Raw genomic sequence first — 22,012 nt, forward strand, 5'->3', positions numbered from 1 at the left:
ATAGAATGGCGAAAACCGACGATGAGACCATTAACACGAAGAAGAGCGTCTCAGCGACGTAATCTATATTCTTGTAACCAATGCATATTGTCTGACAAAGTTTTATATGTAGTGCGTTACAACCCGAACCGTACTGCATTTGGATGTGAAGGTTAGGAGAAGCGACGCTTCGACTAACCGAACAGGGGCGTCCCTATCACGCTTCTCGATCTCCTACGCCATCTCTTTTGTTTTCAGCCGTCTCGTGGCGCCAAACCCGACTTTCGTGATTTGTTCTACGTGAGTACCCCCTTCCACCTTCTGTTGTTTACACATCGATGACGGGGGGTGGGGGTCACGAGACCCCGTGTCTTGATCTCATTTTCTATCCGTTCGGGGGATTTGGTGTGGAAGCGACTACTCCTGTTCGCTGCATCACCGACTCCAGTTCAGGACTCTCTCGACCTCTGCCCCGCTACTATCTCGACTTTACACATCGAACACGGGGGGTGTGTCCTCCACCGGGTGCTCGCCGAGATTCTCACTCTTCGTGAAATTCTTTCAGCTGCGCATTCACGACTGAACTGAGGAGTTCTTCCTGCTGGGCTATTCCTTCCAGGCGCGTATCATCGACGATCCGGGTCATCATCGCCTCAGGATCACCCGTGAATGTGAACTCCATATACATCCCACCGCCTCGTCCGCGGCTTTTCCGAGATGTTGAAATCAACCCGTACGTCGAAAGTTCTTTGACATATTTGACGTACGTCTCACGAGTCATCTGGTCCGCATCGAGTTCGTTCGTGACCCACTGATAGACTTTGAATCCAACCGGACTTGGGACTGAGCTTCCCGTCCGGTTCGAGTGATGCGCAACTGCTGCAGTTGCGTAGAGTGAAATCTTCTTTTGTGTCGTGAGTCCCTCAACGAGCTTCAGCGACCGGTCTTTGTCGATCTCCTCTTGGGATTCTCGGACGTGGTCCTCCGTGACCACTTCATCTCCTCGTTCGTCTGCGAGGTCGCCGGCACCGCGGAATAGGTCGATCGCCTTCCGTGCGTCACCGTGACTCTGTGCAGCGAACGCCGCCACAAGCGGAATCACGTCATCCTCGAGAGCATCTTGACGGAACGCATCGCGTCGATTTTCGAGAATTTCGCGCAGTTGATTCGCGTCGTAGTCAGGGAAGTAGACGTCACGTGGATTGAACGAGCTCTCGGCACGCCCGTCGATGTCTTCCATAAACTTTGGATCATTCGTCAGCGCTGCGACGGACACGCGGCCTTCGATTTCGTTCGTGTTACTCGCCCGCGAGAGCTGATAGAGGAGTTTCGAGTACGCGGGTTCGTCGTTTTCGCGCCGGCCGACTAAGAGGTCGATCTCGTCGAGAATGAAAATGACCGAATTGTAGTGCTCGTTGATGAGTTCGTACAGACGTCGGTACTTGCGCTTCGTCGATACGCCGGTCTCTGGAACACCGACTTCCCTCCCAACGTCCTGGGCGACAGTTTGGACGAGTTCGTAGACGGCCTGATCGAGCGTATTGATTGGCTGGCAGTTGATATCGACAACGCCGAACCGTTCGCCTTTGGATTGACAGAGCTCGATGATCTGTTGCGTGACGGCCCCGATGATGAGTGACTTACCTGTTCCTGCGGGACCGTACAGCAGCATATTCGGCGGCCGATTTCCTTGGAGAGTCGGTTTCAGAAACGAGACGACGGACTCGAGCTGGTCGTCACGGCCGACGATTCGCTCCTCGTCGATAATCGTGTCAGGCTCGACGAGATCCCGGTTGACGAAAACCGATGCCTCCCCCTCATCATCGAGCATATCACGGATCGACCGCTGAGCGCTCTCTTCAGTCGATCCCTGATTGTGGCTTGAGTCTCCGGCAGCGTCCTCACGGGCGGATTCTAACTGCTGTCCATCCGACGTAGAACTAGTTTCTTCATCAAGGGTGGATTGGTCCGCCCCTTCTTGATCACTACCGGCCATATGCCTGCTGTACACCGGAGCATTAAAAAGATTAACCTCTGTCGATGTTTATTCGCCCGCTGTATCCAATACACCGCCTGAATTCCGCGGTTTCACGGCTCGTCAGTAAGAACCGACACCGAAGTACATCTGGTGGGAGGCCCCCCGTCATCGATGTGTAACGTAGAATCGGCGCCCCTCTTGTGAATTTGCGTATCTCTGATTGGAACTAGTCGTCCCACCCCCCATCATCGAAGTGCAAGCCGCGCGTCTGACACCCCCCGTCATCGAAGTGTAAACGCAGGGTCGACCATCCCCCCATCATCGAAGTGAAAATCGGTCCAGTCTCCGGCTCTCTTGATGTTCACCGTTCGAATTTCATTTTGCACACGGGGTGTTCCTGCTCGACTTGTTACTCAATTCATCTCTTACACGGAATCCAGTACGTCTGTGTCATCCCACGAGGCCATACTCAATATACAAAACCAGCCTAATATCTCTCTATCGTCGGAATACGGCACATTTACACTTTGCACACGGGGTGTGTGATGAGAACCTATCAGTGGATACACTCGTGATCAGGGGTGTGGTCTGTCTCAAATAGAAAAAACCATGCTTCAACTGTGGAACCCTGTTCGACTGTTCGTGCCTAAAAACGGCTCTATCGACTATTAACGGCTTAATTTAATCTCAAATTCTTTCTCGTTCCCACTGTTTTCACTCTGGACGAGGGGTGTGTCCACCCCCCTTTTCAAGTGCACCAAAATCAAATAGCACACGGGGTGTGGGAAATCGATAATCGGATGTATTGACCCCTCATTCGTCCGGATTGACTGGCCCTTTATATTTGGACGTGACCTTGTCCCCCTCTCTCCACTGCCAGTAGTAGTAGCGGTTGTCGTTGATTTCCTTGATCGTGATCGTTGCCTTCGACGGGACCTCGTCCGGAAGATCATCGGGTCGGTCGTCGATCTCGTCGTCCTCCGACTCCTCCTCGAGGCGGGCCTCGCGGGCTTTGTGCTCTGCCAGCTCCTCGGCATAGCGTGCGACATGCTGGAGCTGGTCTGGCGAGTAGCCGTTGAGCGTGTCGACGATCTCTGTCGGGAGTTCGGCTGGCGGCGTCGGTGGCTCGTAGGACATTAGCGGTCGCCTCGTGTTAACCAACAAAGTGCGTACCGGCATAGATTTGTTGGTTAATCAGATATCGTCCCTTCGCGGGCTGAAGAGTATGAATAGCAGGCTATTCAAAAATAGCAACCCGGGAACGCTGTCGATGTCAAACCAACGGCAATCAATTAAACCTCACCGTGGAGGAGGTCGATAATTCAATTGCTGCTGTGAAACTCACGAGCATTCTCTTTCTGACTCACGGTAGGAAACGTCGAGATCGAGATCGTCGTACATGCGATCGAGCATAGCGAGTGCTGACTGAAACGTCGCATAATGCTCCCGCATAAACGCTATCGTCTCGCGCCGAGAGATGACTGGATATCCTTCGACGTGGTCGGGGTTGAGCACCGAACGCTCGTTGAGGACGACTTGGAGAGGACCTTCAAACGATTCCTCCGGTTGTCGCTCAAATCCTGTTGGGATTCCAAACTGTTCGAAAAAACGCTGCCAGGCGTCGATGTCCTTCTCAAGGACGGCAAGAAAGAGCGGGTAGTCGCCGGGCTCGCGACCAACCTGATAGCCCCCTTGGGTCCACACGTAGACGGCGTCCACCTGTGTAAAGGCGAAGGGCCAGTCACCGAACTGTGGGAGTACGTACGCCTCTTCGATGGACGGTGGATTCACGGCGGCACTCGTGGCCAGCAGGTCTCGTGCCGCCTTACGGACGCGATCGTCGGTCACGAACAGTCCATCATCATATCGAAGATACCCTGCATCCTCTAGTTGATTGACTGCTTGTCGAACCGTTTCGTAGGGGGTGTGGAGATGTTGGGCTACCGTTCGGATCGAATCTCCAGGATTGACTGTGAGCAACACTCTAGCAGCAGTCTCATCAAACGGATCGTACATCTAATAATTACCAATATTGTGGTAACAGTCAAATAGATTACTACACTTTCGGCTATGCCGTTCTGAACGGCCTATGCAATCTGTCTGACTGACTCAAGTCCCGGGACACCAGCCAGTCTGTCTCTGATCTCCTCCTCGCCAATTGCCGTAGCCCACCGGACCGTAATTTCGACGGTAATGAGTGTGGCCGACAGCTGTGGATCGATACTATCCAATTCGTCAATCGTGACGGCATCGATAGTTTCGGGCCGCGAGAGACGCTTCTCAGCGTCAGTGACGAGGTCCCCATCTGCGCCGCAGGGGATTCGAATCGTCACGACGGCAATTGTCGTCGATTCTGGGTCGGTAGTACTGGATACTGCCATATTTTCATCTCCGTTGAGGCGCGTCTCACGGGCCAGATGTTCGACAACTGTACTCCGAATGCGCGAGGGCGGTTCGAACGCCCGTCTCGGACGTGGCACGACCGCGTGTTTCCGAACTCTACCACTCGCGCATCCTCAAACAAAAAATACGGACAGGGCTAGGTCGGCTCGAACGCCTCGATTTCATCGATGATCTGCTTCGGATTCTCGGCGTGTTCGATGAACGAGAGGACGTTCTCTGACCATCCCGAGATGTTGTAGACGTTCTCGTAGCCTTCTGGCGTCACTAGGTCTCCGTAGGCCGCGAGATCGACGAGATACAGCGCGGTGTCCGCAGACACCGCGTCTCGATACGCATCGAACGCGTCCTTGACCGTCTGGGAATCGCGGGCCGTGAACGGCGTGTTGTCCCAGATCTGCATATCGGTGAAGACGACGATGCGTTCGACGGGCTCACCTCGCTCGCGGAGGTAATCGATTGCCTTCCAGCCGTTCGTCGAGTTCCCGGTATCCTCGTCGATCGCCAACACCGCTGCTTGGCGCTGCAGGACTGGCGTGTCGACGTGCATCGGAACGGTCTGGAAGTCGTCGCCGAACCCGCCGACGTCAGCACCTTGGTCGGCCAGGATCGCACCGAACAACGCACCGATCTCCTTCAGTCGGAGCGTGCTGTTCGCGGACAGCGGCTGATCCATCGACCCTGACAGGTCGACCGCGACAAAGGTATCGCCGAATCCGCCAGGCACCGTCTCGACCGCGACATCAATTGCATCTTCGAGCCACTGCTCGACCGTCGGTGCCTGGACGTCCGCGTCTTGCAGCGCGGTGTAGGCCTGGTAGTACCGGAACGGGTACAGCGGCGCGTGTCGGACGGCCTCCAGGTCGAGGTGATCCACGACGGTGTCCTCCGGCACGCCGGCTTCGAGCATATTCCGGAGGTTCCGGATCGACGCGAAGATGGGCAGCGTGTACTCGTCGTCCTCGATGAGCAGTTCCCAGGCGGCTTGGGTGTTGCCGCGCTCGGAAATAACCGTCTCCCACGTGTTCGGCGCCGGCAACGGGTCGACGTCGGGATAGTCGTCAAGGCCACCACGCATGAACCGCTCGAAGAGCGCTTCCTGCTCGGCGTCGACGGGCGTGGGGTGGACGCGGTTGAAGACGTCGTGCAGCGTCACCTCGCGCCGCGACAGGTCGTACTTGCCCAGCGTGTAGGCGTCGGCCATCTCCACCAGTGCGTCCTCGATCCCGCGTCGAAGCGGCCACGGCGCAGTCCCGCCGAACAGCTGATCGTGGACCGCGAGCGCGGTGGCCGTCTCGTCCATCCGCTGGATGATCGCCGGCGCCCATTCGCGGATGAGCGACTCGGGGGAGTCGTCCTTGAATCGGTCGTCGTTGGCTGCCAGTACGAGTAGCACTTGTGGGATGTCCCGCAAGTAGAGCTCCTGGCGAGCATAGGCCGCGAGCTTCAGGACGAACTCCGGGTCCTCGTTTGCGGCGGCATCGAACTGGCGAACGACAGCAGCCAGCTGCTCGTCATCGGTCTCGTAGAACGACCCCTCCAGCAGCTGGTTGATCGTGCGCTTGTACAGTGCGAGTAGGGGGTCGGCAGGCTCGAACGCTTCCCCACCTTCGTAGTTGGTGGTCCGCGTTGCCTCCGCGACCGTTTGCTTTGGCGTGTTGAATTCCATCCTATCACCCGGAGCCGCAACAGGCGACTCCGATTTTGGTGCTGCTCACACGTGGTGCGAGCAGCGAGTCTCGGGAGCGAAATTTCCCGAACCAGCCTCGCATCGCTCGGCTGGACGTTCCCGGCACGATTCGAACGTGCGACACCCGGCTTCGAAGGCCGGTGCTCTGTCCTGACTGAGCTACGGGAACACGAGTGGCCGAACAATTTCTGGAGCGAACGACGGGATTCGAACCCGTAGCGTGCCATCGACGTAGCGCTCCAGATCGACGGCCACTGGCGACACGGCGACCGGAAAACTGTCGGAGCGGGACCGGTGTCGAGCGTCCTCTCGGACGCTCTTTGTCCGGGATGTTCTCGATGGACTGCGCCACCGACAGGATTTGAACCTGCGAGTTCCTGGCGAAGCAACGCTCCGACTCGACGGTCGCCACGTGCGGTCGGGCAACCGGTGGTGCGACGGGCTATGACTCCCGTTGGTGTGCTTTGCGGGCGAAGAAACGCACCACCTCGACGACCACACGCTTGGGGAAAGCCGACCGTGACAGCGTCACAGATCCGTGGCTGCCCGCTATGTCAGACACGGAATAAACGCTGTCAGGGCCAGCCTCCCCGAGTGCTCCCGAGGGGAATCGAACCCCCGAACTCCACCTTGAAAGGGTGGCGTCTCTCGCCAACGGAGACTCCGGGAGCGCAGTAGGGACGAAATCAAGCGCTGAGGTGCGGCGGATACGCACGGATTATCGCAGGCGTTCGAAGCCCTCGAGTTGCCCGTGCGTGAACGTCACTTGATACGTGACGAGTGTATCGAGATCCTCGAAGGAGTGTTTGAGCTTGAAGCGGCCGTGGTAGTCCTCTCGTTCGATCCAGCCGTCGTGGACTCGGTTCCGACTGCCGGCCATGTAGCGAAAATCGTCCTCGTCGACGTCGTCACGGCTCGCGTATGGCCGGTCTTCTGGCGGGACCGCTTCGGTGTGCCACTCCTCTTCGAGGAGCCGACCGTCCGCCGTAATCCGAAATGTGGTCATGGTCGGTCGATCGATGCCTTTCGTCTGCCAGTCGACATCCTCGGCAGGAGTAATCCCTTCGGGGTACTCTGGCAGGTGGACGTCGTCGTAGAGTTCGACTGTATCGAATAGGCTCATCTTGATACATCGAGGGAATCCCGCCCTTCCCGTGAGTGAAGAGTGTTCCAACTGGTCGGAACCGAGAAACGAACAGGGCGGGAGGGAATCGTGTAATCTTCGGGCGACAACCGCCAGGACTGTCGTCTAACTGAATACCGGACGTAAGTGTTTACTTACACGGCTACTTACATAGCTCTGTGCGAACCGACGTGGATATGGAGCGGGACGGCGACCTACACGAACGGGTCAAAGAATACGCCCGTGAGAACGGTATCCGCCACCCACGAGCATACCGCGAGCTAATCGAGAAGGGATTAGAGGCCGCCGATGCCGACTAAGACGCTCGAAGCGACACTCGCGCCGCCGACAGCCCACAAAGAGCGAAAGCTACAGGAACTCCACGACCTGTATCACGAAGGGCTACACGAGGCGTTCGAGGCTGGCGCTGATACGCAGTCAGCAGTCAACGACATTGTGACTTCCTACGACCTGCCGTATCAGGTCAAAGACGCGCTCAAAAACTACGTGCCGTCGTTGGATGATGCACAGGAATTGAGCGACGGCCACCCGACACGAATGGTCAACCGTGCCGCTCGCTTCGACTACTCGGAGGACCGAACACACAGCTACGTGTGGGAAGTCCCCCAACCCGGACGCGGGACGAATTTCTGGATTCCGCTTCGCATCAACCCCGAACAGGAACATCTGTGGGCCGACCTGCTGGCCGGGAATGTCTCGCCCGGTCAACTCCAACTGATACAGAATCGAACATCATGGATGCTACACGTCGCTGTCGAGTATCCTGTCGAAGAGCCCGATCACGATACCGACAACGACGATGTGACGCACATCGGTCTGGACATTGGTGAATCGTCTCTTATTATGGGCTGTGCCCTCAAAGACGGTTCACCGACCCGCCCGCTTGTGTGTGACGGGAGCCGTGCGAAGCATCTCCGCAAAGAGATGTACACCACACTGAAACGACTGCAAGAGCGAGACGCAGCCGAGTGGCGGATCGACGAGCGATTCGACCACTATCAAAACGCCCTTACCGATATTGTCGAGAAGGCGTCTCGACAGGCTGTCGAGTACGCCCGGCAATTCGAGAAGCCGGTTCTGGTGATGGAAGACCTGACGTACATCCGCGAGTCGCTTGATTGCGGCGAATTCATGAACCGGCGGCTTCATGCGTGGGCGTTCGCTCGATTGCAGGACCGTATCGAGGACAAAGCCACCGAAGCGGGAATCCCGACGATGTACGTCAATGCCGCGTACACGTCGCAGATGTGCCACGAGTGCGGTCACATCGGCTATCGAGACGGTGGCGGAGAGTTTCACTGTACGCACGACGAGTGCCACGTCACGACGTTTGAGGGCGATATAAACGGCGCTATCAATATCGCACAGCGGGCAGACCCGTGGGGAGAGAGCGTGCCGCTGAAACCGGCAGGCAATGACTCGCCTCGGGATGGGAGTGCCTGTGACAGCACCACGACCCACACCGAGCAGAGCCAATCAGAGCAGATGACGCTCAGTGAGTTCGGGTCGAAACCCACTGCCAGCGACTAGCTGGTATTCCTACGCAGGGAAGCGGCGCCGTTCACGGCGCGGAGGATGTCACTGTTGTCCTCCATTGCGGGACCAGGAGTCGAACCTGGGCCTCGGGGATATGAGCCCCGTGGACTGCCATTATCCTATCCCGCAGCACACAATTCGGAACTCACTCATGGACATCTCTCAGTTCTCCACAGCTGTCCGTCCCTCAGTTTCGTCGGCTGGAAGTGAGAGGTCTCGGACTGTTGGAGAATGCTCCAGCCCGGATTCGAACCGGGGGCTCGGCCGTGAGAGGGCCGTGAGTTTGGCCGCTACTCCACTGGAGCGGGTTGGCCTCGTCTGGAACGGGTCGTCGGCTAGTGGGACGGGCAGGATTCGAACCTGCGTGTTCTCGTTACAAGTGAGATGAAGGAACTCTCACCGTCGCACCGGGTCTCCGGTGAAAACTCGGCGAGAGTGTGTGAATGCCAGGCTCTTCCACCGTCCCGCAGTCTCCCCAGCACGACTCGAACGTGCGTCTCCTCCTCTACAGGGAGGCATCGTAGCCGCTACACCACAGGGAGAAAATGTCGCCGCGAGGATTCGAACCTCGGAAGGACCTACGCCAGCGGGTCTGAGCCACTTCTCGTTGACCACTTGAGTACGGCGACGGAACGGTGAAGCAATGATTGTCTCCCGGCACGACGGCCGGATGCCGCCACCAGGATTCGAACCTGGGAAGGACTAACCACACGGGTCTCGACCGTGTCCGTTCGACCACTCTGGCATGGCGGCGCAATTCGAGAATCGCCGGCGACTCTGCGAATCACTTCGGCACGCAGCGGCGGGAGAGCGATTTGAACACTCGTGTCCTTGCGGACGCTGCGGTTCCAACACAGTCCCTTGACCAAGCTAGGGAAACCCCGCCAACGGTGAGACGGAGAGTCGAACTCCGAAGACTCCCGGCTCTCGGTTTCAAACCGAGCGCGGTCGCCTATCCGCATGTCTCACCATCTCCGTCGGAACTTGCTCCGATGAGCCCGCCTCGCGTTTCTCACCAGGACACCGAAAGACGCGCATTACTCAGCTTCTGAGCTTTACTACCGAGGCGAATGTGTTCATCAGCATCCAGTCACGGCAGGGATGGATGGCGGTCACCTCGTTCCGTGGAAGTATGCGCCGTCCTCGGTGACGCAGATTTCCACGCTTCCAATCGTGTCGATGGACGTTGTTTCACCGAGCGGGACGTGACGGAACGCTTCCTCCTCGCAGGTAGGGCAGACATTCGTTGTCATGACGCCGCGACCCGGATTCGAACCGGGAGACCGATAGCAGACGGCCACGGCATAGCAGGCCGCTGGGTTCCCCAATACCCAGTCACGGCACAGTGAGCCGACGAGGATTCGAACCTCGGTCCTGTGCGCCCGATGCACAGATCGTCGTCCGCTGGACCATCGGCTCACGGGACTGCCGAGCGTTCGGCAGCTGATTATCTATCTGTACGACTTTCCAGCTGCGCAACCACGAACGGGTGGTCGTGGTTGCGCGTCTCATCGCGGGGGCGTACTTCGGGTGCTCCCGGGAATACCACACCGGCTCATGTAGGTTGCAGACCCTGCTGGGCCCAGCATCGTCGGAACGATCCAGCTGATCGCACCAACGGGCTGCCTACCTCGATGGGTATCCCCACGTGGCCACGCCACGCATCCACGCCGACGCCGGGATTTGAACCCGGATCACGGCCGTGACAGGACCGTATGCTCGCCGGATTACACCACGTCGGCATGTCGCCCCGGCCGGAATCGAACCGGCGACCTCCGGATTCAAAGTCCGGCGTCCCTCGCCAGCGGAGACTCCGGGGCTCGACGTAGCCGCAGCTCTCGCTGCGGAGTTGTTGGCTAACGACTTCCGTACGCTCAGCGCGGACGGAGTCCGCTCGCTCCTGTATCGAAACGAACGGAAACCAATCAGCCGCGAGCCTGGCATCCCGCACTCGCATCAGGCTGTGTCCTGAGCGAGTACTGGGCACAGGCAGGCGGCAATCCCGTGTTCCCCGACCCGTGACGGGTAGTCCGTATGGGGGCCGAGTTATGCGGGTGAGAGTGTCCGGACGTCGCCGGATTGCGTCGAACTCTCGTATTCGAAGTCGACGTGGATCCGGCGGTTTGCGCCCGGGCTCTTCGCACGCTGATCTTGTAGGCACTCGCCGAACACGGGACCCGCGGCTAAGCGAGAACGAGCACGCCGCGGGATGAGGCGAGTGATGATCATCGTGTTGAACTCTCTCGGTTTGAGGGGTGTCTCGGACGTCAACCTGGAATATCGTGGCAATTGTATTAAAATTAGTTAGGGTGTGTTACCCACAGGCACGGTAGTTTCACTTCAAGATGCGGTTGCACACGATTTATTTCTCCAATATCAGCTGTCGTCGATAGCTGGACGCTGGCCGGTGTCCTCGGTTGGACCCACAGAAACTATTTACACCAACCTGCTCTCTGTGGCGATAGATGAGTGGCCGATCGCCGGTCCGGTGCTAGCCGGGAGCCCAGTCACACGGCGTGACTGACGGTTCTCGGTTAGATACCAATGACCGAGAATACCGACTCAAACGAATCTCAGAAGCCAGGGAGTGCAAACAGCGGGTGTTCCAACCACACCGAACAGCGATCATCCACCGGATGCCAGGGTAGTGGTGCTTCCCCGCCGTGCGATGCGTGTGACACCACCCAGTCCGACAAACTCCACGAAATCTCCCTTGATGAACGGGCGTATGATGTGTGTGGAGATTGCCTCCAGCTCCTCGTTGACGACGTCGAGGAGTACCACTGGTGGGACCGCCTGACTGAAGCACACTACAATCGCGCTGCCGAGTTTCTCCGCTCCCTTGATGCAGTCTGGTGCGTCAAAGATCAGGCCTACGCTGGCGGGGAACTGTGGGTCCACACGCCCTATTGTGACGCTGCCGTCGTCAGAGATGTGTGTGACCACTTTGGGTTCCAGATTCGCTGGTTTAGCGTTGTCTACCCCGTTGACGATGGCTTCGAATGCGTCTCCGAGCACGGGCCCTGTATCGAGATCAACCTCACGTTTACAGCCCACCGTTCGGATCCACTCCCGCTTGAATACGACATTCAGAACGACGTGGCATACCACGAGATCGAGTGGCTTGATGAGTGTCGACGCCTATACACTTCGCATCTTGAGTAGCTTGAACTTGTAGAATGTCCAGGGATACCCCCGCTGGCGCTGGTCGTCGTTTAGGGAGACCACGTTGACGATACCGGTCTTGATGAGCTTCTGGATGTAGGGTGTTTTAAATTGGCCTATCATTTACGCTGATGGGATGAATGGCCGTGTCTACTACCATCACCCCGAGGACTCTCAGTACTCTCTCGCCTATGTCACTCGGGACAAAGATGAAATAACGACATCCGGGCAAGATGCGATCATTGAGGACTACGATCTTGATAAGGAGTTCTTTGTACTGTATACGAATCGTGGGGCGAGTGGAACGGTTGAGGATCTTGACGACGAGTTTGAAGATGTGCTTGATGAAATGTCGCCACAGGACCGGATGATTACGGTACGGTTGCTTCAGATCTTCGAGGAAATCATTGAGGAGAAAGCGCTCGAAGAGGAAGCGAAGCTCGAAATTTACAAGCAAATCGAGCTGGAGCGGATTCCCGACGCTATCGCACGTGTTGATTGGAGTGGAACCGCCGTTGATGTTGCAGGGCAGCTGATGTCTACGCTTATTCTGAAACACGCGTTGCCCAATGCGAATCACCGGACGTCGATCAGTATGGCTCAGTGGTATCTGGAGAGCATCGAAACCGGGTTCTCATTCCCGGACTTTGCGACTGAAGAGTACGATTGGAAATCGTGGGTCAACGAGTACATTACCGAGTCGAAACGGCTCCTCACGGTTCGGCGGAATACGACAGCATTCTCGTTGCTTGCTGAATGGGGGTGTGACACCGTGCTGCGGAAAAATGGTATTGAGATCGTTCTGGCAGAGTATGACCTAGATTTCACCCGCTCAGAAGCGTACGAGCATTATGGAGAACTCCACACCGAACTCTGTACGAACTTCCTTACTGACTCTGTCACGCGTGCTGGGCACGACGAACTCATCGCTACCGAAGGTAATGGAAAAGCGGAATTCGTCTCGTTCCTCGAAGAGGCAGAATAACCGCGTTAATCCTGAAGGTCCGCAACGGTGCGCCCGAGCTCCCGGGCATGTTCGCTCTCGCTTACGCCGTATCGCTCTTCTATTGAGCGGAGTTGTTCTTGGAACGTCATCGTAGGATCCTCCAGTCGCGTCTATCACAAAAAAGCGGTTCCAGCATAAGAACTTTTCCCCGACTGTTGATCGAGGCAAGCCGATTTGACATCCCACTTCCCCTTCAGGGCGGACCGCACGAGCTTTTCGGGGTCACGTGCGACGTGCTTGACTTGGTCTGGACACAACTAGTGAGTGTGGTGACGATCTCTGTCGGGAGCTCCGGCAGCGGCGTCGGTGGCTCGTAAGATGTCGGCGGTCGCCTCGCATTAACCAACAAAGTGCGTATCGACATAGATTTGTTGGTTAATCAGATGTCGTCCCGTCACGGGCTGAAGAGTTTGAATAGCAAACTATTCGCGAATAGTATGTGTCGTTAGACGTCGTCGGGACGGGGGACGTTCTCGTACTTGACCATCTTCTCGGGTTTGTCAGAGATGGTGTCGTAGATCTGCTGGAGCGTCTCCTCCGCAGCGAGCAGGTTGTGCTCCTCTAGGAACTCCCGCCCCTCCTCCGTGAGCCCATAGAACTTCCAAGGGTAGCCCTGCCGGCGCTGGTTGTCGTCCAGGGCAACCTCCTCGACGATGCCGGCGTCGATGAGTTTCTGCACGTTTTTGTAGACGGCCGCTTCGCTCACGCTGGGATTGAGTTCCTCGAGTTCGCACATCGAGGGATGCTGTTGGGGGTGAGCGAGAATATCGCTGATAAGCGAAAACCGTGTCTGCTGTGTAATGAAGTGGACGAGTTCCCGTGATGTCGTGTCGTCGACGATACCCGAACCAGCGTCCATACCGATGTATTCGACCGGGCGTAGTAAAGTAGTTTACCCGAGAGTAAACTACCGGGCCAACTAGCTCTGATAAGTGTAACGTCAAGCGAGTAGGGCAAGATAGGTCACCGTTTCTCGCTCTTTTTGCACTCCGGACTCGGTGTCGGGGACGGGAGAGCGTCGACTGCGGTTCGAAGCTCGTCCTCAGTTGTCCACGGGAAGCATCGATCGTGGCGTTCGAATTTGCGGAACTTGTTGAGACGAACCCAGCTGTACGTTGCTGGCTCTTCGCCCTCGCCTGTTCGATCGTCGATCACATCCCAAACCTCCTGTTCGTCGATACCGAGACCGTTCTCTTGGGCGCGATCAACGAACGGCTCGACGTTTAATTGGACTTCATCCTCCAACAAATCGTCTGCGAACGCTATCTCGAGAGCGGCCTGAATGATATGCCCTTTCGATTCAAGATTCGAATCAGTCACCCTCGAGGATGGCAACAATATCGGAGAGATCGAAGAGACGGAGGTCATCACGCTCGTCTGCAGCTTCCTCAACGGAGCGTTTGAAGCCAGAACGACTGAACAGGGCGAATTCATAGGTCGGCTCATCACCTCCCTTGGGTGTCCAGTCGATGTGCTCCACGTCATCTTCGAGATTCGAAAGCACATCATAGCCGAGGGGTGTACTGGTGAACTTCGCTTCGCCAACGATCAGCGTTGACTCGTCAGTTGGGGCGACGACATCTACCTCTCGGCCCTTGTACCACCACTGGCTTGGCACCTGCGTGAGCTGGTAGTCTGCATAGAGCGCCGGCACCGCCTGGTGACAGAGCGATTCGAACGTTTCGCTGACGAAGTCGGGCAATTCCGGTTCGATGAGATCCGCGTAGGCGTTCTCGCCGTAGAGTTCGTACTGTCCCCCGCGGCCGTAGAGATACCGGAAGTAAAACCGGAACACGGGGTCCCGAATCTGGTATCGCGTCCGCTTGCTGCGTGCCGGGTCGGCGAGTGCTGGATGGTGTTTCTCGATGATCTGGAGGGTTTCCAGCCGGTCGAAGTAGTACGACGTGTTGGTGCTCTCGATGCCGGCTCCCTGAGCGATTTCATTCCGACTGCGGTTCCCGCTGGCCATCGACTCTAGAACAGAAAAATACGTGTTCACCTCGTTGAGTTCCATCTGGAGGACGGTTTCGGGCTCGTCGTGGAGTGGGCCATCCGGGTCGCACAGCAGCCGTGTGATGTTCTCTCCGAGGTTCTGTGATGAATCGAGTGGGCTGAGATATCGGGGTGTGCCGCCGAAGACGCCATAGACGAACACCCGTTCTTCGGGATCGTACGTCGGCACGAACTCCTGGATGGAGCGAAACGGCAGCTGGGTGAGTTCGAGGCGGCCATTCGGTGTCTGGGATACCCGGCCGTAGAGTGGCGCACCGCCATCGAGGACGTGCGTATGAATCATACCGATTGCAGAGCCTGTGAGTACGAGCGTTGCCTGACTCTCGTCGACAGCCGTATCCCACAGGTGTTGAATGACCGACGGAAGTCCCTCGTTCGATTCGATGAGGTACGGGAATTCGTCGATGACGATGATGGCGTCTCTGTCGGTGAGGTACGTCAAGAGCGGTTCCCATTCCTCTTTGACGGCCGTGATGTCTGGATAGGTCGTCGCTGCTGCTTCGACGAATCGCCTGAGCTGTGTCGTCGCTGTTCCCTGGACTGCCTGATAGTACACAGCATCGTCGCGGTCGGCAATCGATTGGCGGACAAGTTCGCTCTTGCCGATTTGACGGCGCCCATAGATAATGGCGAGCTCTGCAGCCTCACTCTCGTAGAGGGCCTGCAACCGATCGAGTTCATCGAGCCGATTGACGAACTGGTCCATACACCCAGTCGTGGTGGGAGATACATACGTGTTTCGAGTTTTAGAGGCAAAACTATAATAGTCTGAACGATAATATCCTGGACTCTAATATGGCGAGGTAATGTTCGACGAAGGTCAGAATGCTCCCTGCGGACGCAGAAAAAGGTAACCAACAGATCAGAAAACACCGCCTTTGCGTGGTTAACTGGGTAAGATGAAAATTCGCCCTCGAACACCCTTGATGAGTTCTTCTGCCGTTCGATTAATTGTTATTGCGCCCTACCTCGTACCATCACGTATGAGCGAAACCGACACTGGCGCGGCCGATGCAGGGCCGTTCGCGGAACAGCAACGGCTGTTCAAGCTGCTGTCCCAGGATACGCGCCATCTCATCATCCAGGAGCTGCTGGGCCATCCCGCCCATCTGATGTCGCTCGCCGAACTCGAGTATATGACCGGAAAGAGTCAGGCGGCCATCAAAGACCAGTTGGAGACGTTGATCGACGCCGGGCTCCTCACACGCTACACGTACGATCCAAGCGAGGGGAAACGTGATCTCCCCGCCCAGTTCTACGGATTTACGGAGCGGGGCGTCGAAGTCCTCCACGACTACAAGTATCTCCGTGGGCTTCCGGTCGCACGCGCCCTCTACGAGAACACGCGCAAGACCGAGAAAATCGAGCGCCACGAATCGGCCCCTCGCCCGGAGCTTCCGGATGCCGTCGCGGCAGCCCTCGAGTTCGACGAGCCCGATCTCGACGCCGTCGATGGTGGCACAAACTCGTAGTTCGTCGTCGAACAGCACCGTTCTCGACGCTGCAGAGAAGGTACGCGGACTTCGTACCTTGGTCAGGACTCCATGGGCTCCAGCATGGCTGGCTCGACGTTGATCCGGAGGCGATACGTACTGTCGGTCGACCCGGTGTCGGGTCGCGTGGGGTCCAGTGGGGAATAGCCACTCGTGAACGACGCGACGAGCTCTTCGCGGGCGGGGAGGTTAATGCCGAGCTGGTCGGCGAGGTAGACGATCCGCTTGGTCGCCGCGCCGTTGTCGAGGCGCTTGAGATACTCGCCGACCGTGTCCCAGTCGCAACCCCGTTCGTCGGCGGTGCGCATCGCGGTCGCAAGTTCCCGAAGACCACCACAGAACTCGGGGTGGTCCGCACAGTCGACCAGCGTCTTTTCCAGGTCGCTGACCTGAACGGTCGTACCCTCGACCGATGTCGGCTCAACGCCGAAGAATTTTCCCTCGGTGACTGTCGTGACGCGGTACGAAACACCGTGGATCTCCCGGCTTTGCGCTCGGGTCGGCGTAACGACGTACACCGTCCGTGGGACCTGTTCGGTCAGCCCGTGGTGGCTGAGGGCGCTGTAGTAGCCGATGTACATTGGATCGGCGACGTGGGCGGCGATGAGGTACTCGTTGGTGGTGTACAGGCCCTCTTCACCGGCTGCGAGTGGGATGATGAGGTATCGGCCGGGAAACAGTCGGTCGAGCCAGCCCTTCTCGGTGAGCCGGGAGGCAATCTCGCGGGCGGTGTTTGGGGAAACCTCCAGCGTCGTCTCGATATCGTCAACGGAGATGATCTGGTGCCCCGCGCCAGCGAGTCGTGCAAAGAGTCGACTTTCTCGAGTCGAGAGCCCCTGGCGTATATTTTGCGATTGTTCTATGAGACTCATACCTGCGTTTCTTACATAGAATATAGTCTCAGACCTGCTTTAGCCTTGCCTCATCCTTCTTAGCTTCCTTAACCAACACAAAATCATCCAATAGATATGTGTTGGTTAAGAATCGTGGAGACTGTGGATGAACAAATCGGATGTGGCAGATTCTGTCGGCAATATCTTCCAACCCCGTCTTCTGGCTGGTCCAGCTATTGATGTGACATTGGATCGAGTTCGAATTAGTCATTCGATACAAAATTCCGATCGTATTCAAAAACAAGGTGGAGGGGCTTGTTGACGTGTCCACAGCGTTGACTTGCCGGCACTACGAGACACAGGTATGAACCCACGCGATATCATCCGTCGAGACCATGATTCACGTGACGGTGAGGGCCCGCTGCGCGTACTGGTGGATACCGCGTCACTGAACGAGCAGCTCGCCGATGGTAACGATGCCGCCCAGCGGGTACTCGACTATGCAGCGAACCGCGAGTTCGAATTCATTCGGTCGCCAGACACGCCACGGCATGAGGAGCTTGAGTGTATCCCACCGTATACAATTGAGACGGCAGAGAACGGGGCTCGAGTTGTCCGGAGCGATGATGATGGGGAGCAAACAACCACGTCATTCTCGCACCTGTTCGGATATCAGGAACGGGCGATTCGGCGGACTACAGCACGAGTCTTCTCGGATGACGTCGACGCGTATGCGACCGAAGTAGAGGACGTCACCGATCGAGAGCTGGCGACAGTCCGGCAGGTGTTCGTCCACGCCGCGCTCAACCATCGTGATGAGGGACACCTGTTCATCACGAACCGAGCGGTCCTCCTCACCAACCGACGGTGGTTCGAAGCGCACTTCCCCGGTGGGCAGTTGAACATCATGAGCCTCAGCGAGGCAGTCGAATATCTCGGGCTCTACCTCCGGTACCGGGAGCAGTTCTACGCTAGTCCGAACCTCACCGTCGGAATGTTCGGCTGGTACTGGCATCTCTTCCGGTCGTTGGTTCCGCGGTATCACGTGGAGGCCGACGCAAATGACGACTATCTACGAGGATTTAGCATCCGATTTCAGAACTTGCTTATCGCCGTCGATGAGATTGGCTATCAGTATTTCCAGGAGCCAGATAACCGGACGCAGCTCAACGTCCAGTACCATTTCGACAATGCGATCTCCCTGATCACCGGCGTTTTCGATACACTTGCCCTCAAGACCGCGGAGAAGTATGCTATCGACGACATTCGAAAAGAGTTCATCTCGCTCTCGAACAACCGGGGACGGGACTTTCTGGACGAGGTTCGGGAGGCAAACACTGATCTTCGTGATCACATCGCGGCCCACATGGCGTACATCAATCTGCTCTATGTTCTCCGACCGCTTGTAGTCCATCGCGGAGGATATCAGGACAGTCTCCTCGAGGATGCTAATCAGGGTTGGACAGCAGGAGTCATCCCGCTTGACCGGTTCAATGAGGCAGATCGAGATGCCTTCGAGCGGTACTACCCCGAGATAGATGACGATCCCTTACCCTATGATCCGCTCACTGAGTGGGGCTTGTATCAGGCAGACTGGGCTGATGCGGGCTACATCGAACCATACCACTTCATGAAGGCCGCAGTGAAGACGCTCATCCAGTTTGCTAATGCGTACCTCCAGTTGCTCGGCTATCCGGATTTCATCGAGCAACACAGAGAGGACGATCAGGGAGCGACGTTCATCGATACCTGTGATCGAATCCGTCAAACCGGCTTGACCGGCTTCTATCAGGTGTTCCCGTAGCTATCTCCGACAGTCAAGGGAACTGGCTGAAAGAGACTGTAATAGGCGTCTTCAGCTCTTCCTGAACGGTGTGGGAATCCCGTCCGCAGTAAAGCGAGCGACTGCTCCGCAGCTGGGACACTCATCGACGAACGCACAGACTCGAAGCGAGGTTTCTAACTCACGAACGCTCCCGCACACGGAACACTCGTACGCGGTGCGATACCGGACTGATGGACGGTGCTGTTGCCGTCGTGTGCGGGAGGTCTCTGTCGGTGTCGCTCTGCCGTGAGACGCTGCTGACGGGGATCGCTCCTGGTTCGTCATGGACTGCTCGTGATCGAGCTGCCAGGCCGAATCGGGAAGCGTGTCATAGATGCGATCTGGCTTGCTGATTCCCACATCGAGAGCAGCAGGCTCGGCTGGGTCGCGTGCGTCATCTGATCGGGGCTCATCGACTGAGCTCCCGTCGACGTGTGATGTGTCTCGGTGACCCAGAGGATCCGTCTGTGCCCATACACCGAGTTCGACGGCCTCTGCCTGCTCGTAGAGCACGCCATCGATGGCGGCCGCCAGTTCAGCGAGTGGCTCGGAGATCTCGGACTCGCCGTGTTTCTCGACCGCGTTCTCGAACAGCCATTCGCGGAGCGTCCCTGCAGTCTCTCTATCGACTGTATATGATGGAACAGCCTTCATTCGTTTCTCACTCCGCTCCTCGTGGGTACGACAAACCTACAGAATTCGTAGATTCCGTTGAGAGTGGCTCTTACGGATGAATCGGCCTTTCAGACACGAGTCGAACCTTAGCAGTTCAGAATTGGGAGCTGTTTGGGCACGGAACCACCTAATACAAAGCGGCTGGTAGAAGGACGGAGAAAGTAGAGACCGATGGTTACGTATGATTTGTCGAGGATGGATGTGGGATTGATTGCAGAGATGATTGCAGGGCGATACGGGGGTTTCCCAGAGCCGCTGGAGGAGGCGATTATTACACACGTGATTGACCGGCCTGAGGGGAAGAAGTATAGCAGAGACGACATCCGGATTCATTCGAAGAGTCGGAATCTGACGGAGGAAGTTCATATAGGGGTATTGGAGGGTGTTACGTTGCCGGAGGATGGTGACTGGGGGTATTCGCAAGGCTGGATACCTGACGATATTCTCATGGTGCAGGCACTGACACCAGTGGAGGGCACGCCAAGTCCGCCCCATTCGCGAGAGGAGGTAGACCCGACGACGGATCTGTTGGCGTACTATGCGGTGGAGGTGAAAGCGGTATCGAGTGGGAATCGGGTTAGGTTGACAGAAAATCAGCAGGAGAGTTTGGCAACTGTAAGCAAGAAAGTGGACCGAGTTCATCCGGTTATCGTAATAGTCGACGTAGGTGACCTCCCGGAATCGGCGGAGGTTGAGGTTGATATCTATGAGGAGTCAGTTTGGGCGGACGGTCAGATGTCGAAAACCGTCCGGAGCTAGTTCCAGATATAGTCTCACCAGCTGCGTGACGCGCCTGTCAGCGAGGTTGTGGCTGCGCGCGCAGCGACCGCAGGGAGCGAGCACGGAGCGGTGGGTGGGGCGGCGGGGCGTCCACGGGCGGTGGTCGCCACTAAAAAACGGGGGAGCGCCCCGTTCAGCGCAGGGTGTCCTGTTCCGCTTCGAGGCCGACACCCGGGTCGTCGGTGCCGTGTTCAGTTTCGTAGGCATCGACGAGCTCCCGACTGTACCGCGCGATCCGGTTTCTGGACGTCGGCACGATCGTGCTCGCCGCCACAGCGACCTGCTCCTGGGTGAGGTGCTTGCGCGAGAGCAGGCGATCCGCCGCGTACAGCGCTGACGCCGCGACGGTGCACCGTGGCGTTCCCGGCCCGACCGGCACCTGATCGCCGAGTTTCATCAGGTGTTGGGCCAGTCGCCACGTCCGCACGGCTCGCGCCCCGGGGATGGCGTCGTCATCGAGGGCGTCGACGACCGCCATCACGGCGTTGGGTCTGATGAGCGGCGCGTCGAACCCGCATTCGCACCGTATCTTCCGCGCCGCAGCGCATACCCGCTCGTGGGGCGCTTTGGTGTGCGTCGCGACCGCGACGTCGATCTCGTCCCGGTCGACCGATGAGGCCCGCGCGGCTAGGAGGACGGCGCCGCCGGCGAGTGCCTCCCAGGCCATCCGTCCGCCCGGCAGCCGCGCTTCCGAGGCGCTTCGGAGGAACTGTGCTGCCATCTTGACGACGTGGTCCGGCAAGCTCAGGTTGCCGCCGATCATCTCGACGTCCCGCAGCCCCTCGTTGAGCCGCTTCGTTCGCTTGCGCTTCTCGCCGAACTGCATCCGCTTGTGCCACTTCCGGAGGCTTTGGACCTTCTCCCACTGCTCGTTGCTCAGGGGATTACCGCGACCGTCGGTGTTCCGCCCGATCTTCGTGTGCAGGCCCTTGTCCGTCCGCAGCGGGTCCACCGTCTCGATGCTCTGGTCGGCGTCTCCGACCAGCCCCAGGTCGTTCAGCGTCGGGCTCAGGTCGACCCACTCGTCGGCAACGATCAGCCCACAGTCCGTGCAGAACGACTGCTCGTCTTCGGTGATCACCTGGCCCTCACACTCCGGACAGGCCGACCGCCCCGACGGTTCGTGTTCGACCGTCGACTCGTGACCGCGTTCCTCGGTGGTCGTATTCTGTACGTCCGAAACCGTCTTTTCGCTCGCGTTGTTACTCGACATTGCAGTAACCCGAAGGCGCTCACCACAGCGCCCGACACCCCGTGTTCCAGCACGGGGATTTCCTCGACGTCACGACCGACAGAGCCGTCTGCGCGCTCTCGCTCGCGCCTTCGCGAGCGCCCTACCGGGCGCGAGCGAGAGCGCGCCCGCACGGAGGGATACAACCAGCGCCGCGCGCCGACCCGCCCGGAGCGAGCGACCAGCGGAGAAAGCGTGGGGGGTGAGCAGCCACGCCGCGCAACCCCCCGCGCTTTCCCGCTGGCGTCGAGGGCACATTCAATT

20 protein-coding genes and 14 tRNA genes are annotated in these 22,012 nt (G+C 57.8%); 7 read left to right on the forward strand and 27 right to left on the reverse strand.

The genetic code is table 11. The features are described from left to right. Positions 1-520: 520 nt before the first annotated feature. The 9 genes from EPY72_RS13910 to EPY72_RS13950 all read right to left on the reverse strand — a co-directional run bounded on the left by EPY72_RS13910 (position 521) and on the right by EPY72_RS13950 (position 7,170). On the reverse strand, positions 521-1,975 hold the full coding sequence (locus tag EPY72_RS13910) for an orc1/cdc6 family replication initiation protein (RefSeq protein WP_135806823.1): 1,455 nt from the start codon (positions 1,973-1,975) through the stop codon (positions 521-523). Between the two features lie 795 nt (positions 1,976-2,770). Beyond that, on the reverse strand, positions 2,771-3,094 hold the full coding sequence (locus tag EPY72_RS13915; protein WP_135806824.1) for a DUF6788 family protein: 324 nt from the start codon (positions 3,092-3,094) through the stop codon (positions 2,771-2,773). A 204-nt stretch (positions 3,095-3,298) separates the two neighbouring features. Then, positions 3,299-3,973 (reverse strand): MarR family transcriptional regulator, encoded by a 675-nt coding sequence (locus EPY72_RS13920; protein ID WP_135806825.1) that lies wholly within the window; start codon positions 3,971-3,973, stop codon positions 3,299-3,301. 71 nt (positions 3,974-4,044) lie between these two features. Continuing rightward, positions 4,045-4,338 carry a hypothetical protein gene (locus tag EPY72_RS13925; protein ID WP_135806826.1) on the reverse strand — a complete coding sequence of 98 codons (294 nt, stop codon included), beginning with the start codon at positions 4,336-4,338 and terminating at the stop codon, positions 4,045-4,047. A 59-nt stretch (positions 4,339-4,397) separates the two neighbouring features. Then, positions 4,398-4,469 (reverse strand) — tRNA-Gly (locus EPY72_RS13930). Positions 4,470-4,496: 27 nt separating this feature from the next. After that, positions 4,497-6,026 (reverse strand): TROVE domain-containing protein, encoded by a 1,530-nt coding sequence (locus tag EPY72_RS13935; RefSeq protein WP_135806827.1) that lies wholly within the window; start codon positions 6,024-6,026, stop codon positions 4,497-4,499. Between the two features lie 115 nt (positions 6,027-6,141). Then, positions 6,142-6,216: transfer RNA gene (locus EPY72_RS13940), tRNA-Arg, on the reverse strand. Between the two features lie 426 nt (positions 6,217-6,642). Further along, positions 6,643-6,718: transfer RNA gene (locus tag EPY72_RS13945), tRNA-Glu, on the reverse strand. Between the two features lie 47 nt (positions 6,719-6,765). Continuing rightward, the gene (locus tag EPY72_RS13950; RefSeq protein WP_135806828.1) at positions 6,766-7,170 is read right to left on the reverse strand and encodes a hypothetical protein; all 405 of its coding nucleotides are present in this window, start codon (positions 7,168-7,170) and stop codon (positions 6,766-6,768) included. Between the two features lie 179 nt (positions 7,171-7,349). Between EPY72_RS13950 and EPY72_RS19510 the strand changes: the two genes are divergently transcribed. Both EPY72_RS19510 and EPY72_RS13955 read left to right on the forward strand, forming a co-directional pair. Beyond that, positions 7,350-7,490, forward strand: coding sequence for a hypothetical protein (locus tag EPY72_RS19510; protein ID WP_168216048.1), 141 nt, complete (start codon positions 7,350-7,352; stop codon positions 7,488-7,490). Further along, on the forward strand, positions 7,480-8,721 hold the full coding sequence (locus EPY72_RS13955) for an RNA-guided endonuclease TnpB family protein (protein WP_135806829.1): 1,242 nt from the start codon (positions 7,480-7,482) through the stop codon (positions 8,719-8,721). Before EPY72_RS19510 ends, EPY72_RS13955 begins: the two co-directional genes overlap by 11 nt. 64 nt (positions 8,722-8,785) lie before the next feature. Here the strand turns inward: EPY72_RS13955 and EPY72_RS13960 are convergent. From EPY72_RS13960 to EPY72_RS14005, 12 genes are all read right to left on the reverse strand, one after another. Then, positions 8,786-8,856 (reverse strand) — tRNA-Met (locus EPY72_RS13960). Positions 8,857-8,959: 103 nt separating this feature from the next. Next, a tRNA-Glu gene (locus EPY72_RS13965) sits at positions 8,960-9,032 on the reverse strand. A 34-nt stretch (positions 9,033-9,066) separates the two neighbouring features. Beyond that, positions 9,067-9,193: transfer RNA gene (locus EPY72_RS19515), tRNA-Thr, on the reverse strand. A 4-nt stretch (positions 9,194-9,197) separates the two neighbouring features. Then, positions 9,198-9,269: transfer RNA gene (locus EPY72_RS13975), tRNA-Tyr, on the reverse strand. A 4-nt stretch (positions 9,270-9,273) separates the two neighbouring features. Further along, a tRNA-Leu gene (locus tag EPY72_RS13980) sits at positions 9,274-9,356 on the reverse strand. A 42-nt stretch (positions 9,357-9,398) separates the two neighbouring features. Beyond that, positions 9,399-9,480: transfer RNA gene (locus tag EPY72_RS13985), tRNA-Leu, on the reverse strand. 47 nt (positions 9,481-9,527) lie between these two features. Then, positions 9,528-9,613, reverse strand: a tRNA-Ser gene (locus EPY72_RS13990). A 226-nt stretch (positions 9,614-9,839) separates the two neighbouring features. After that, on the reverse strand, positions 9,840-9,980 hold the full coding sequence (locus EPY72_RS19520; protein WP_168216049.1) for a hypothetical protein: 141 nt from the start codon (positions 9,978-9,980) through the stop codon (positions 9,840-9,842). Positions 9,981-9,982: 2 nt separating this feature from the next. Continuing rightward, positions 9,983-10,069: transfer RNA gene (locus EPY72_RS19525), tRNA-Ser, on the reverse strand. A 4-nt stretch (positions 10,070-10,073) separates the two neighbouring features. Continuing rightward, a tRNA-Pro gene (locus EPY72_RS13995) sits at positions 10,074-10,146 on the reverse strand. A gap of 249 nt (positions 10,147-10,395) precedes the next feature. Then, a tRNA-Asp gene (locus tag EPY72_RS14000) sits at positions 10,396-10,469 on the reverse strand. A gap of 3 nt (positions 10,470-10,472) precedes the next feature. Next, positions 10,473-10,548, reverse strand: a tRNA-Gln gene (locus EPY72_RS14005). A gap of 723 nt (positions 10,549-11,271) precedes the next feature. On the opposite strand from EPY72_RS14005, the gene EPY72_RS14010 reads away from it, so the two are divergent. Beyond that, positions 11,272-11,892 (forward strand): hypothetical protein, encoded by a 621-nt coding sequence (locus EPY72_RS14010; protein WP_135806830.1) that lies wholly within the window; start codon positions 11,272-11,274, stop codon positions 11,890-11,892. 136 nt (positions 11,893-12,028) lie between these two features. After that, positions 12,029-12,877 (forward strand): DUF8172 family protein, encoded by an 849-nt coding sequence (locus EPY72_RS14015; RefSeq protein ID WP_135806831.1) that lies wholly within the window; start codon positions 12,029-12,031, stop codon positions 12,875-12,877. Between the two features lie 466 nt (positions 12,878-13,343). Here the strand turns inward: EPY72_RS14015 and EPY72_RS14020 are convergent, their stop codons facing one another. From EPY72_RS14020 to EPY72_RS14030, 3 genes are all read right to left on the reverse strand, one after another. Next, positions 13,344-13,757: a helix-turn-helix domain-containing protein gene (locus EPY72_RS14020; protein ID WP_135806832.1), complete on the reverse strand. Its 414-nt coding sequence runs from the start codon at positions 13,755-13,757 to the stop codon at positions 13,344-13,346. A gap of 104 nt (positions 13,758-13,861) precedes the next feature. After that, positions 13,862-14,218, reverse strand: a complete 357-nt coding sequence (locus tag EPY72_RS14025; protein WP_210423542.1) for a DUF8170 family protein — start codon at positions 14,216-14,218, stop codon at positions 13,862-13,864. Beyond that, entirely contained in the window at positions 14,211-15,617 is a 1,407-nt protein-coding gene (locus EPY72_RS14030; RefSeq protein ID WP_135806833.1) for an ATP-binding protein, read from the reverse strand. Before EPY72_RS14030 ends, EPY72_RS14025 begins: the two co-directional genes overlap by 8 nt. A 277-nt stretch (positions 15,618-15,894) precedes the next feature. On the opposite strand from EPY72_RS14030, the gene EPY72_RS14035 reads away from it, so the two are divergent. After that, positions 15,895-16,383, forward strand: a complete 489-nt coding sequence (locus EPY72_RS14035; protein WP_135806834.1) for a winged helix-turn-helix domain-containing protein — start codon at positions 15,895-15,897, stop codon at positions 16,381-16,383. A 62-nt stretch (positions 16,384-16,445) separates the two neighbouring features. On the opposite strand, the gene EPY72_RS14040 is transcribed toward EPY72_RS14035, so the two are convergent. Further along, on the reverse strand, positions 16,446-17,276 hold the full coding sequence (locus tag EPY72_RS14040) for a type IV toxin-antitoxin system AbiEi family antitoxin domain-containing protein (protein WP_135806835.1): 831 nt from the start codon (positions 17,274-17,276) through the stop codon (positions 16,446-16,448). 325 nt (positions 17,277-17,601) lie between these two features. Here EPY72_RS14040 and EPY72_RS14045 point away from each other — a divergent pair, with 325 nt between their 5' ends. Next, positions 17,602-19,041, forward strand: coding sequence for a hypothetical protein (locus tag EPY72_RS14045; protein WP_135806836.1), 1,440 nt, complete (start codon positions 17,602-17,604; stop codon positions 19,039-19,041). 51 nt (positions 19,042-19,092) lie between these two features. On the opposite strand, the gene EPY72_RS14050 is transcribed toward EPY72_RS14045, so the two are convergent. Then, positions 19,093-19,716 (reverse strand): hypothetical protein, encoded by a 624-nt coding sequence (locus EPY72_RS14050; RefSeq protein WP_135806837.1) that lies wholly within the window; start codon positions 19,714-19,716, stop codon positions 19,093-19,095. Positions 19,717-19,908: 192 nt separating this feature from the next. Between EPY72_RS14050 and EPY72_RS14055 the strand changes: the two genes are divergently transcribed. Beyond that, on the forward strand, positions 19,909-20,496 hold the full coding sequence (locus EPY72_RS14055; protein ID WP_135806838.1) for a hypothetical protein: 588 nt from the start codon (positions 19,909-19,911) through the stop codon (positions 20,494-20,496). A 154-nt stretch (positions 20,497-20,650) separates the two neighbouring features. Here the strand turns inward: EPY72_RS14055 and EPY72_RS14060 are convergent, their stop codons facing one another. Beyond that, entirely contained in the window at positions 20,651-21,730 is a 1,080-nt protein-coding gene (locus EPY72_RS14060) for a transcription initiation factor IIB (protein WP_135806839.1), read from the reverse strand. Between the last annotated feature and the right edge of the window lie 282 nt (positions 21,731-22,012).

This window comes from Halorussus marinus, from assembly GCF_004765795.1.
GTDB classification, from domain to species: domain Archaea; phylum Halobacteriota; class Halobacteria; order Halobacteriales; family Haladaptataceae; genus Halorussus; species Halorussus marinus.